We start from the raw sequence: 12621 nt of genomic DNA, 5'->3' as shown, positions 1-12621 counted from the left end.
AAATTTTCTTTATATATAGAGAAAAAAATAACAACCTTCCGGTTGTCAGGAACAGCCCGGTACGGGCCATTATCACTTCATTGTGCAGCTTAAGCGTTCAGAAACGGCTGCGCCGCCCTTATTCAAGGGACGGCACCATTTCAGTGGACTATTCCTCGCCGCGCGTTACTATAATGCGGTCTTCATAGATTTCTTCAAGTGCAACACCGACATACTTATGCGATTTAGGCGCAACGATATCGGTCTTGCCGCCTTCACGGAGTGCTCTGGCCCGGCGGGCTGAAGCGACTACCAGGGAATACTTGCTGTCGACCTTAGTCACCAGTTCGTCAATGGATGGATATAGCATGTAAGGCACCTCTTCATCTTTTACTGTAAATATGGACCAATCCTGTAGAACTTGTTCATCGCACCTTACAATGTTCGGCGATAATAATGCTTTCTATTCGCTTGCAGGCCAGATCAATCTCATCATTCACCACGGCATAATCATAATGCCGGATCAAACCGATCTCGTCTTCAGCCACAGACATGCGGTGGCTGATTACATCAGGATGCTCTGTTCCGCGTCCGCGAATACGGTCCTTCAACTCGTCCATGGACGGGGGAAGAAGGAATACAAAGATCCCTTCGGGAAATTTCTCTTTGACCTTGAGAGCTCCCTGAACCTCGATCTCCAGAATAATATCTCTTCCGCTCTCAAGTGTTCTCTCTACAAAGTCACGCGGAGTACCGTAATAATTGCCTACGTACTCCGCATATTCCAGCAGCTTGTCGCCTTCAATCATATCGGCGAACTGCTCTCTGGATTTGAAAAAATAATTGACTCCGTTCTCTTCACCTGCACGCGGAGAGCGTGTGGTGGCAGAAACGGAATAGACGAGTTCAGGCATCTTCGGCCGCAGCGCTGTGCATACCGTACCTTTGCCGACACCGGAAGGGCCGGATAGTATAATCAGCAATCCTTTTGACATAGTACACTCCAATTGTTGTTATTCGTCGTTATCGTCGTCTTTGCTGGATAGGCGGTGAGCTACCGTCTCAGGCTGTACAGCCGAGAGAATCACATGGTCGCTGTCGGTAATAATGACAGCCCGCGTCCGCCTCCCGTAGGTGGCATCGATCAGCATATGCCTGTCTCTGGCCTCCTGGATAATTCTCTTAATCGGTGCCGATTCCGGGCTGACAATGGAAATAATGCGGTTCGCTGACACGATATTCCCAAAGCCGATGTTAATTAATTTGATTGCCATGTTCCGGTTGTTCCCCCCATAAGTAACATCATAGCTTGCTCCCTGGTTCCTGTCATTCCAGGTTCGCCGCCTGCTCCCGAATCTTCTCGAGCTCCGCCTTCATATCAAGCGTCAGATTTACAACCGCCAGATGACTGCATTTCGACCCTATTGTGTTGGTCTCCCTGTTCATCTCCTGGATGAGAAAATCAAGCTTACGTCCGGCAGGCTCGCTGCCCAGCAGCAAGGCCCGGCACTGGCCGAAATGGCTGTGAAGCCGGGTCAGCTCCTCATCTATATTGCAGCGGTCGGCGAAAATAGCCATCTCCATGCCGAATTTATGCTCATCCCAGGGGAAGCTCCCGTCATTCAGCAGGTTAAGCCGTTGCCGCAGCTTCTCGCGCTGCTCCTCCACAACCAGAGGCGCATATCTGCTGATTCCGGCATGCAGCTCTTCCAGACGGTCAAGTCTGTGCGTCAGATCGGCCGCCAAATAGGAGCCTTCCCGTCCGCGCATCTCCAGCAGGGCCTCCAGACCAAGCTGGAGACCCTGCTCCAGAAGATCTGCAAGTTCTCCGGAGGAGTCAGCAACAGCCGTCTCTTCCTTCGGTTCCATTACACCGGGCATAGCAAGGATATCCCGCAGGGACAACTCTCCCTTGAAGCCATACTCCCGGACCAGTACCTCCGCTGCATCAAGATAGGAGCTCACCCTGCGGCGGTCCAGCACATGCGTGTCAGCCGCCCCGTCGGTGAGTTCTCTATTAATAATAACATCTACCCGTCCCCGTCTGATATGAGCCTGAACCATTCTGCGCAGCCTATCCTCATACCCCGTCCATTCCCTGGGCAACCGCAGCACAACTTCGCAGTACCGGTTATTCACCGATTTGACCTCGAACGTTATCTTGTGTCCGCCGTATTCCAGGGCTGACTGACCGTATCCGGTCATACTATATGACAACGGAATCACATCCATTACACTATTGTAATTGATTATTACTAGCGAAACAAGGGGGATAACTTACGTCCCTGCTTCTCCCAAATATACTCCAGCAGCTGCACGCTCATATCATAGAACATAAACGGCGTAATCAAATAGATTCCGTTAAAATGTGCAATAGCCGCATCGAGCAGCTCCTTGGCGATCAGAACCCCTTCGGCCCGTCCCGCTTCGCCTTCGAGTCCGGCCATCCGGCTGCGGACCTCGGCGGAGAGCTGAATGCCGGGAACCTCATTATGCAGATACTCTGCATTGCGTCCGCTGGCCAGCGGCATAATGCCGATGAAGATCGGAATATCCAGGTGCTCAGTAGCCTTGGCAATCCGGGCAATCAATTCAGGATCATACACAGGCTGAGTCATAATATAATCCGCACCCGAGGCAATCTTCTTCTCCAGGCGCTCGACCGCTTTGTCCAGATGCTTGACATTGGGATTGAACGCTGCGCCGATGACGAACTTCGCGTTCTGCTTGAGCGGCTTGCCGGAGAAGGCCACGCCGTCATTGAGCTGCTTAATCATACGTATAATTTCAAATGAAGTCAGGTCATAGATCGAGCTTGAGCCGGGCAGATCCCCGAACCGGGCAGGATCTCCGGTCACGGCCAGCACATGGTCAATCCCCAGCGCGTCGAAGCCCATCAGATGCGACTGGGTGCCAATCAGATTGCGGTCACGGCAGGCAATATGCACCAGCGGCCGCAGGCCTGTGCGGGCCTGCACCAGATGCCCCAGCGCCATATTGCTCATCCGGGTGACAGCAAGCGAATTATCGGCCAGCGTCAGCGCATCGGCTCCGGCCCGGCGCAGCGCCTCTGCGCCCTTCATGAACTTCGCGATGTCCAGATCGCGCGGAGGGTCAAGCTCTACGATAACGGTGTGGCGTTCCTTGACCAGATCGACAAGCGTCGGTTCGCCGCCTCCCTGTCCCCCGTCATCCGCCAGATGCTCCTGCACCGCAATTCTCTCAGGCGCACTGAAGGCAGCGGGCTCAGGCAGCGGCTCCACCACATAGCCCTTCAGCGCAGCGGAGATTTCCGCGATATGCTTAGGGGTGGTCCCGCAGCAGCCCCCGATAATCCGGCTGCCCATATCCGCGAACACCGGAGCCATCTGGCCGAAATACTCCGGCGAGGCCCCGTAGCGGTACTGGCCGTCTACATAATCGGCTACGCCCGCATTCGGATAGATCGACACCGGCAGCGCCAGCTTGCCCTGCAGCGTACCCAGCGCACGCTTGATCCCGTTCGGTCCGGTGTTGCAATTGAAGCCGATCACATCGGCTCCGTCCTGCTGCAGAATATGGAACGCTTCCGGCAGGGTTAAACCGTCCAGCGTCCGCGCCGAATCGTCCACAGCCAGCTGACAGATCACCGGCAGCGTGCTGAGCTTGCGCACAGCCTTCAGCGCCAGATGAAGCTCCTCGACATCATAGAAGGTCTCCAGCATGATCCCGTCCGGCGCTTCCTCCAGAAGCGCGGCAATCTGCTGCGAGAAGAACTTCTTCAGCTCGGAGGAGGACAGATTCGCCCGTTTACCGGCGCGGATCGAGCCGATGGCTCCGACTACATAACCGTTCTCGCCGGCAGCCCGGCGGGCAATGCGGACCCCCGCACGGTTGATGTCCGCCACCTTGGCCTCCAGTCCGAACTTGGACAGCTTGTCGTAGTTCGCGGAGTAGGTATTACTCTCCAGCAGAACAGCACCTGCATTGATGTAGCTCCGGTGCACATCCTCAATGACCTCCGGTGAGGTCAGATTCAATTCCTCGTAGGAGATGCCGACAGGGAAACCCTTTTGATACAAAAAGGTTCCCATCGCTCCGTCTCCGACCAACACGTTATTCTCCCATGCAGAGCGCAAATCCGGCTTCACCGCAAGAACCTCCCCTTACTGACAACATTAGTTTCATACTAATGTAACATAAATCGGGATGGATGATAAGCTTTAGCAGACAAAAGAGACGGGTGTCCATAATTCTTGTATGCCGGTCCGGCAATTGATTCATACTACGCATAATCTTGGCAGAAGGAGAATGTAGGAATGAAGAAGCAAATAAGAAGGCTGCTGCTGCGCAAATATGCCGTAATCCTCCTGCTGTCGGCGCTCTCGCTGCTGTACCTGTACCTGCTGGACTGGATGTTCGGCTACGGGACGGAGAATATCCGCTATATACTGAATTATCTGCTCTATACTACCTCGGAGAAGCTAACTGCGGCTGTACTGGTGCTGCTCCTTATCGTACCTGATGTCATCTATTGGGTTAGCGGCCGTCAACCCGGCCGGGGGGCGGAGAAATGATCGCGGACCGCCGTTACTATTACCAGCAGCGCCGGAACGACTATCATTAAATAGGGATACACCCTGTACAGCAGGGTCCCGCCCTCATCCAGATGTTCAATGAAGCTTCGCGCATCCAGCATCGAGGTGAAGAGGATAATCAGCGCACAGGGATAGAGCATTTTCCGGTACGGTATCTTGAAGAGGTCCGAAATTCCGATAAGCGCGGCAGCGAAGAAGACAGCCATTTTGAAAAACACCCCGATGATTAGCACCATAACCACAAAAATATCCACCCGCTGGATGATATCCGAAATGGAGATCTTGCTGATCGTCGGCATCAGCGGGAGCGGCGAACGCTCTACAATGTCAGCACCCAGAACCGAAACATTCAACGCCATTGTGAAGCTGAGCAGCAGCGCGGAGAACACCATGGCGGCGGCGATGATCCACGGTCCTTTTTTGACACTGGACAAATACGGCATCAGCATCGTGAAGCACACCATCTCCCCGAACGGAAACATATAATTCTGATGAATCACCGAGCGAAGCACGGGCTGGAACCCATTCTCCAGTACAGGCAACAGTCTGTGCAGATTGATCGTACCGGAGAGAATCAGCATCACTGTCCCGAACAGGCCGATCCCCAGAACGACAAACGCAAATACCATGGACGTTCTGCTCAGCACCTCCACCCCCTTATGCAGCACATAAGCTCCCGAGAGCAGCATCAGCGCACTTAGGATGAACAGCGGCGTGTTGTGCATGGTGGCCATAGCGAGCATGGTGCTGCCGTCGCGCAGATCCCGGGCGGCCAGGTTGATGTAGAGAATAATGTACACCAGCCCTACCGGTGCCCCGATATATTTTCCGAGAATTTGCCGTGTATAGGCTGTAAAAGGCTGGTTCGGATGCTTGCGGTACAGATAGGCGTATCCCGTGAACATCATCAGCCCCGCCGCGCAGCCGAGCAGGATCGAGAGCCAGGCATCCCGGCCTGCCCCCATTCCCAGATTAACCACCAGCGCCGTGCCCAGCTCGAACAGCACCGTCAGGCTGAAGAATTCGACGAGTCCGATTTTGACCTTACCCATATTCTGTGGTCCTCCCCACCCGGTTACCTTACCGGCAGACTTAATGAATCTGAAAAGAGTTGCTGCGCATATCCGTATGCCGGATGACCACATCCGCATCGAACCGGATCTCACAGTCTGCGAATACGTCCTCCCAATGGTCCCTGACCTTCTTCCAGCCGCGCGGGTCCTTCCGCTGCAATGCCCGTCCAAAGCCGAGATAATCGCTGCCCAATTCTTTGGCGGTGCTTACAGCTGCTTGGATATGCTTCACGCTTTCTTTTATAAGCCGGTCTGACAGCTCTTCCAGCACTTTAGGCGAGGTAAGATCGAGAGGATGCGGAGCTTCCTTGAGCGCAGCCTGCTGCGTGATTTTGACCGTAAAGACAGGATGCTCCGGGTCAGACGACTCGACCGCAAGCGATACCTGGGACTGATAGATGTTGAAGGAGAAATAACCGCCCTCCTGCTGCTTGAGCAGAACCGGGAACTCTTTGATCCGATTATGCAAAAGAACGGTACCTAGTGCAGCGTCACCCGTTAGCCAGCCCTTCAGCTTGTCATCCTTGAACGCCGCAAGCGAGGAGACTCTCAGGATCGACCGGGGTTCGATACTCTTCAGGCTGTCATTGCTGCCTGAGGCTGGAGTCCACTCTCCTCTGGTGAATACGCCGTTGATGACCGGGCCGCCTCCTCTGATCTGAATGCCCCGGATCACATCATCCACGGCCATCCGGAAGTTATAGCCGAACTGCTTGGAGGTGGTCTCCAGCTTCTCTACCAGATCATTGGCCGGGATTTTGCTGAACACGGTCATCGTGGACATGATCTCACGCGCAGGCTGTCCCTTGGAGATGAAGATCAGGCTGTTCAGCCGGGTATCGCTCTCCCGCTCCAGCACATCCAGAAGGTCCTTGATGCCTGCGCGGGCGAACTTCTCAGAGATCACCAGAACCCGTACATGTCCCAGCGAGAGAAAGCGTGCCGTCTGGCGGGAAGCATCCGCAAGCGCTTCAAACATGGTGCGGCCGGTTCCTGTATACAGCGCAACCGGCGATATGCCTCTGCTCTTCTCCCCGGAGATTTCTTCAGCCACAATGACCTGAAAGGACAGCTTGTACCGCTCAGCCTCAGAGTCACCCCTGTCGATCGCTACCCCTGAGACAATTGCCCGACGGTTGAGTTCAACACTGTCCCAGCAGCCGGTAAGCAGCAGCATTGGAAGGACAAACAGTACACCTATGCCGCCGAAGATTCTATTCCTCACGGTTCTCCTCCTCAGTCCTGCAATTCTTGCGGATTAACGGGGGGAGCTGCTCTTCATGACCAGTCGTTAGCAGCATGTAGTCCGGCATTTCCTCGCGCATTTGTGCCGGCGGCTTGTCCGCGCCGTTCAGCCAGAGCGGCATTCTGAACAGTGTGTCCTTATGCCCTTTAATGGAGAGCGGCACGAAGGGGAAGAGATAAGGAACACCGAAGGATCTTAGGCTGCTCATATGTGCCACCAGCAGGATCAGGCCCAGAGTAATTCCATAGAAGCCGAATATACTGGCCATGATCAGAAAAGCAAACCGGATAATTCTCCCGGCAATGGCCATGTTGTAAGCCGGTAGGGCAAAGCTGGCGATCCCGGTTAGCGCCACTACGATCACCATGATGGGCGTAATAATTCCGGCCTCTACCACTGCCGTGCCCAGGATAAGCGCACCGACCACAGAGACCGTCTGCCCGATGGCACGCGGCATGCGCACCCCGGCTTCACGCAGAATCTCAAATGCCGTCTCCATCAAGAGCAGCTCCACAAAGGCCGGGAAGGGTACATTCTCCCGCTGGGAGAGCAGATTGATCAGCAGCGTCGTCGGAATCATCTCATAATGATAGGTGGTCAGCGCAAGGTAGACAGAAGGACCCAGAATCAGAACGAGGAAGCTCAAATAACGTACCAGCCGCATCAAAATGGCAATGTCGAACCGCTGGGAATAATCCTCGGCAGATTGAAAAAACTGCGTAAACACCGCCGGAAGAATCAGCACAAACGGCGTACCGTCCACAATAATAACCACCCGGCCTTCGAGCAGATTGCCCGCAGCCACATCCGGCCGTTCCGTGTTGTAGATGGTCGGAAACGGTGTGAACGACTTGTCCTGAATTAATTCCTCAATGTAACCGGATTCCAGAATCTCATTTAAGGCAATCTTATTCAGACGGTCTCTGGCTTCACGGATCAGATCCTCCCCCGCAATCCCCTTCATGTACATCATCGCCACATGGGTATGGGTCTCCGAGCCGAGCTTCAAGACCTCCAGGTGCAGCTTGGCCGATTTGATTCTGCGGCGGATCAGGGCGATGTTCGTGGCCACTGACTCGACGAACCCGTCCTTCGGCCCCCGTACCACGAGCTGGGAGGTTGGCTCACTGACCGCCCGCTGCTCCCCGCCCCTGGTCCCGCACAGAATCGCTGCCCGGCAGCCCTCCAGCAGAATCGCAGTGTCCCCGGAGAGAATAGCAAGCATGATCTCCTTCCATTCCTCCTGGAGCAGCGCCTCACCTGTCTCCATTGCACGGCTAAGTATCTGCTGCGGAAGTGAAGCTTCTTCCCCGCGGCTATCAGCACCGCCATCCGTTCTGTCAAGGAACAGCTCCTCCGTATGATTCAGCAGTGAACCGAGTACGAATTCATTCACTGCCGCAGGGTCCGCCAGTCCGCTCAGATGAACAGCGGCCGCTTCCAGGCGGCGTTCTCCCCCGATCTGGATTCTGCGGATCTGGAGATCTGGACTGCCGCCAAGCTCCGTCTGAATGTGGAGCAGACTTTGGGCGACTGTATCCGCGAGGCCCAAGGGAACGCTGCCCTGCGGCTGTCCCGGTCGCGGTGCAGAATCTGCTCCCGCATTCTGTGCTTTTCGGTTGGACCCTGACTTCATCTCCGCTCCTCCTCCCTGATTCTATGCAGAGTTCTATTATTCGCGGATATGCCTGCCATTATTCGGCTTTCATTTCATACTCCAGTTCATACTCCAGTTCCATACCGGCTCAGAATTACATAAAAAAACCCCTGCATCTGACATGCAGGGGATTGCAAGTGGTTATATGGGAATCAAATATCAGATATCCACTGAACCGGTATATACCACCTGGGCAGGGCCGGTCATATAGACATGATTGTCTTCCTCGTTCCATTCGATGAACAAGTCACCGCCCTTCAGGCTGATGACCGCCGAGCGGTCCGTCACTCCGTTCAGCACGGAGGAGACCAGCGTCGCACAGGCGCCTGTTCCGCAGGCCAGAGTGGGACCTGCACCACGCTCCCAGACGCGCATGTCCACGTGGCCGCGGTTCACTACGGTGGCGAACTCCACGTTGACCTTACGCGGGAAGAGCGGGTGAACCTCCAGCTTCGGTCCCCAGGTAGCGAGATCGAACGATACTGCATCATCCACATAAATGACTGCATGCGGATTCCCCATGGAGACTGCGGTGAATCTGAACGCTGTGCCGTCTACTTCAACCGGCTGGTCCAGCACAGGCTCCGCGTCGATCGCTACAGGAATCTGCGGTCCGGACAGGATCGGCTCACCCATATCCACCGTTACGCTCTCCACGATCCCGTCCTTCACCTTCAGAGAGACCTTCTGTTCTCCGGCGCCAATCGTCTCAATGACAATCTGCTCCGATTCCACCAGACCATGCTCATATACATATTTGGATACACAGCGGATCGCATTACCGCATTGCTCAGCCTCAGAGCCATCGGAGTTCATGATACGCATCATGTAGTCGCCGCGCTGCGAAGGGAGAATGTACACCAGTCCGTCTGCGCCGATGCCGAAGAACCGGTTGCACAGCTTAACTGCCAGCTCCGGGGCATTGCCCGGCAGCTCATCCTCGCCGAATACGATAATAAAATCATTGCCCAAACCGTGCATTTTAGTAAATTCCATTGTCAGGTCCACTCCTATAAGTAAGATCAGCTGTTTCCACATTCCTGGTTCATCATAAACCAAGCTTCTCAGTGAAACCAGCATACCTTATAGGAGTGGAGTGAGGCTATTGATTTTATGCTGAAAACTTTGTACTTTTTATCATCTGGCGTCCACCGCTGCGGCTGCGGTTCTTCTTGCCGCCCCAGACGCTGCCCGCTCCCATCAGGAAGGTCGGGATTCCGGACATCACCAGCACCAGGCACCATTCACGGAAGCTGAGCGGAACGGTCTTGAACACCGGCTGAAGCACAGGGAGGTACATTACAGCCAGCATTAAGAGGACAGAGGACAGGACAGCCAGGACCAGATATTTGTTCTGGAACGGATTCCGGTAGAAGACCGAGCGCGAGCTGCGGCAGTCGAACACATGAATGAGCTGTGCCATCACAAGGGTGGCAAAAGCAACCGACTGCGCGCGGATCAATTGCTGCGCGCTGCCTGGATCAATCCGCAGCGTCAGCCAGAAGGCGGCCAGGGTACAGAGTCCGATCAGCAGCCCGCGGCTGACAATCTTCCAGCCCAGCCGCCGGGCAAAGATGTTTTCTTTTGCACCGCGTGGCTTGTGCTCCATCAGATCCTTCTCCGGCTGGTCTACGCCCAGCGCCATTGCAGGTAAGCCGTCTGTAACCAGATTGACCCATAGAATCTGGATCGGAACCAGCGGCAGCGGCAGCCCGAGCATCATGGCGAAGAACATGGTTAGAATCTCGCCGACATTCGAGGCCAGCAGATACCGGATGAACTTGCGGATATTCTCATAGATATTCCGTCCCTCTTCAATGGCGGCCACGATGGTTGAGAAGTTATCGTCCCCGAGGACCAGGGCCGAAGCCTCCTTCGTCACATCCGTACCGGTGATTCCCATTGAGATCCCAATATCGGCGGCCTTAATTGCAGGCGCATCGTTTACTCCATCGCCAGTCATCGCTACGACATGGCCGTGGCGCTGCAGCGACTTGACGATCCGCAGCTTATGCTCCGGAGATACCCGGGCGTAGACGAAGACATTGTCCGATACCTTATCAAGCGCATCATCGTCCATCCGGGTAAGCTCGCTACCAGTCAGAACCCTGCCGCCGCGCTGCAGAATGCCGAGCTGATGGGCAATCGCCTCTGCGGTCGTCCCATGGTCGCCGGTAATCATGACTGTCTTGATGCCTGCCCGGCGGGTCACACTGATCGCATCGCGCACTTCCTTGCGCGGCGGATCGATCATCCCGGCCAGACCCACGAAGACAAGCTGGCTCTCCGCTTCCTTCTCGCTGCCGGCCGTTTCTCCGCTCCGCAGATCGCGGTAAGCCATCCCCAGCACACGCAGTGCGCCGGAAGCCATCTGTTCATTGGCATCCAGCACCTTCTGGCGCAAGGTCGGCGTGCAGGGCACGACTCCGCCCTCCCACAGCATATACGTGCAGCAATTCAGGAGCACATCGGGTGCGCCTTTGGTGCAGATCATCCGGCCGCCGGGGTGATTTACAACCACCGACATCAGCTTGCGTTCAGAATCGAACGGAAACTCCGTCTCCCGGGTATAGGTTACAGCAAGCGTTTGGGCAGTTAGTCCCATCTTGGCAGACAAAGCGACCAGCGCACCTTCAGTAGGATCGCCCTTCAGTTCCCAGACCGGCTGAGCGTTTGCCCCTTTATCGGCCTCTGCACCTTTGCCTTTCTTTTTGCTGCGCGTGTCGGGGAAGCTCTCATAAATCTCTGCGTTGCTGCATAATGCACCCACCTGAAGCATGCGCCGGAGACTCTGGTCATTCTTAAGATCAACGGGCCGGCCTTTCTGGAGCACACTGCCTACCGGAGCATAACCTTCCCCTGATACCTCAAGGGTCCGTCCGGCGTTCCAGAGCTGGGTGACTGTCATTTTGTTCTGCGTCAGGGTTCCTGTCTTATCCGAGCAGATGACGGAGGCGCAGCCCAGCGTCTCTACCGAAGGCAGCTTGCGGACAATCGCTTTGCGCTTGATCATCCGCTGGACACCCAGCGCAAGCGCAATCGTCACAATGGCCGGAAGTCCTTCGGGAATAGCTGCCACCGCCAGACTCACCCCGGCCAGGAACATCGCCGTTGCCGGCTGACCATGCATAATTCCTGCCAGGACCACAACAATGGTCAGCCCCAGTGAGACGTAGATCAGAATCTTGCCGAGCTGCTCCAGACGGTGCTGCAGCGGGGTCTCCTGGGATTCGGTGTTCTGGATCAGATCGGCAATCTTGCCCATCTCGGTAGCCATACCGGTGCGGATGACCATAGCCCGGCCGGTTCCCCGGGTCACCATCGTACCCGTGAAGCCGATATTCTTCTGATCGCCCAGCGGGATGTCTTCAGCATAGATCGCCGAGGCATGCTTGGAGACCGGCAGCGACTCCCCTGTCAGCGCCGACTCTTCGGCATAGATGCTGCTGCACTGCAGCCAGCGGACATCTGCCGGTATCCGGTCCCCGCTCTCCAGCAGGACGATATCTCCGGGGACCAGCATTCTGGCGGGAAGCACCTCCTGCTTCCCGCCGCGCATCACTTTGGCCGTAGGCGCGGAGAGCTGCTTCAGTGCTCTTAACGAACGCTCGGCGCGGAACTCCTGCACGAATCCGAGTACCCCGTTAAGCAGAATAATCGCGATAATCGTAATGGCGTCTAAGTATTCGCCGAGCAGGCCGGATACCAGAGTCGCCCCCATCAGCACCAGTACCATGAAATCCTTGAACTGATTGAGCAGCAGCGTAAAAGGTGATACCCTTTTGCCCTCAGACAGCTCATTGTACCCGCTCTCTTTGCGTCTTGCGGCGGCGTCCTCGGCGCTTAGCCCCGTTCCCGGCTGAACGCCGAACATCTCCTGCAGCTCCTCTGCACCGAGCCGGTGCCAGCTTTTTTGTTCCATAACTAATCTTTCCCCTCCCGGTCGTTTCTTGACTTCCGGCGGCGCACAGCTTTTCCACCTGTTCATGTCCAAGTGTATTCATGGTCGTCCCAAAATATCACCGCATCTAGGTTTCTCCTTTTGCGCGAACCGGTAAAAGTATGGCATCATAGAGGGAGTACTTTATT

General features: G+C 55.5%; 11 protein-coding genes. 1 reads left to right on the top strand and 10 read right to left on the bottom strand.

Annotation, left to right across the window (positions count from 1 at the left end; genetic code table 11):
• Nucleotides 1-148: 148 nt before the first annotated feature.
• From rpoZ to J2Z70_RS12095, 5 genes are read right to left on the bottom strand one after another with little or no spacing between them, the layout of a single operon-like run.
• Complete coding sequence (gene rpoZ, locus J2Z70_RS12115) at nt 149-349, bottom strand: DNA-directed RNA polymerase subunit omega (protein ID WP_036694519.1); 201 nt, start codon at nt 347-349, stop codon at nt 149-151.
• A 55-nt stretch (nt 350-404) separates the two neighbouring features.
• Nucleotides 405-974 (bottom strand): guanylate kinase, encoded by a 570-nt coding sequence (gmk, locus tag J2Z70_RS12110; RefSeq protein ID WP_036694520.1) that lies wholly within the window; start codon nt 972-974, stop codon nt 405-407.
• A gap of 18 nt (nt 975-992) precedes the next feature.
• Nucleotides 993-1253: an extracellular matrix/biofilm regulator RemA gene (gene remA / locus J2Z70_RS12105; protein WP_006209218.1), complete on the bottom strand. Its 261-nt coding sequence runs from the start codon at nt 1251-1253 to the stop codon at nt 993-995.
• A gap of 52 nt (nt 1254-1305) precedes the next feature.
• A complete protein-coding gene (locus J2Z70_RS12100) occupies nt 1306-2196 on the bottom strand; it encodes a YicC/YloC family endoribonuclease (protein ID WP_209873099.1) in 891 nt (296 codons plus the stop codon).
• Between the two features lie 38 nt (nt 2197-2234).
• Entirely contained in the window at nt 2235-4109 is a 1875-nt protein-coding gene (locus tag J2Z70_RS12095) for a bifunctional homocysteine S-methyltransferase/methylenetetrahydrofolate reductase (protein WP_036729413.1), read from the bottom strand.
• A 168-nt stretch (nt 4110-4277) separates the two neighbouring features.
• On the opposite strand from J2Z70_RS12095, the gene J2Z70_RS12090 reads away from it, so the two are divergent.
• Nucleotides 4278-4535, top strand: a complete 258-nt coding sequence (locus J2Z70_RS12090; RefSeq protein ID WP_209873096.1) for a hypothetical protein — start codon at nt 4278-4280, stop codon at nt 4533-4535.
• Here J2Z70_RS12090 and J2Z70_RS12085 read toward each other — a convergent pair.
• From J2Z70_RS12085 to J2Z70_RS12065, 5 genes are all read right to left on the bottom strand, one after another.
• Nucleotides 4508-5608, bottom strand: coding sequence for a GerAB/ArcD/ProY family transporter (locus tag J2Z70_RS12085; protein WP_209873094.1), 1101 nt, complete (start codon nt 5606-5608; stop codon nt 4508-4510). The genes J2Z70_RS12090 and J2Z70_RS12085 overlap by 28 nt on opposite strands.
• A gap of 40 nt (nt 5609-5648) precedes the next feature.
• Complete coding sequence (locus J2Z70_RS12080; RefSeq protein ID WP_209873091.1) at nt 5649-6854, bottom strand: Ger(x)C family spore germination protein; 1206 nt, start codon at nt 6852-6854, stop codon at nt 5649-5651.
• Nucleotides 6844-8511 carry a spore germination protein gene (locus J2Z70_RS12075; protein WP_209873088.1) on the bottom strand — a complete coding sequence of 556 codons (1668 nt, stop codon included), beginning with the start codon at nt 8509-8511 and terminating at the stop codon, nt 6844-6846. The genes J2Z70_RS12080 and J2Z70_RS12075 overlap by 11 nt, the downstream gene beginning before the upstream one ends.
• 180 nt (nt 8512-8691) lie before the next feature.
• Nucleotides 8692-9528, bottom strand: a complete 837-nt coding sequence (gene dapF, locus J2Z70_RS12070) for a diaminopimelate epimerase (protein WP_209873085.1) — start codon at nt 9526-9528, stop codon at nt 8692-8694.
• 115 nt (nt 9529-9643) lie between these two features.
• Entirely contained in the window at nt 9644-12454 is a 2811-nt protein-coding gene (locus tag J2Z70_RS12065; protein ID WP_209873082.1) for a calcium-translocating P-type ATPase, SERCA-type, read from the bottom strand.
• Between the last annotated feature and the right edge of the window lie 167 nt (nt 12455-12621).

Source organism: Paenibacillus silagei (assembly GCF_017874735.1).
In the GTDB taxonomy this organism is placed as follows: domain Bacteria; phylum Bacillota; class Bacilli; order Paenibacillales; family Paenibacillaceae; genus Paenibacillus_AQ; species Paenibacillus_AQ silagei.
This window is presented reverse-complemented; position numbering and strand designations above follow the sequence as displayed.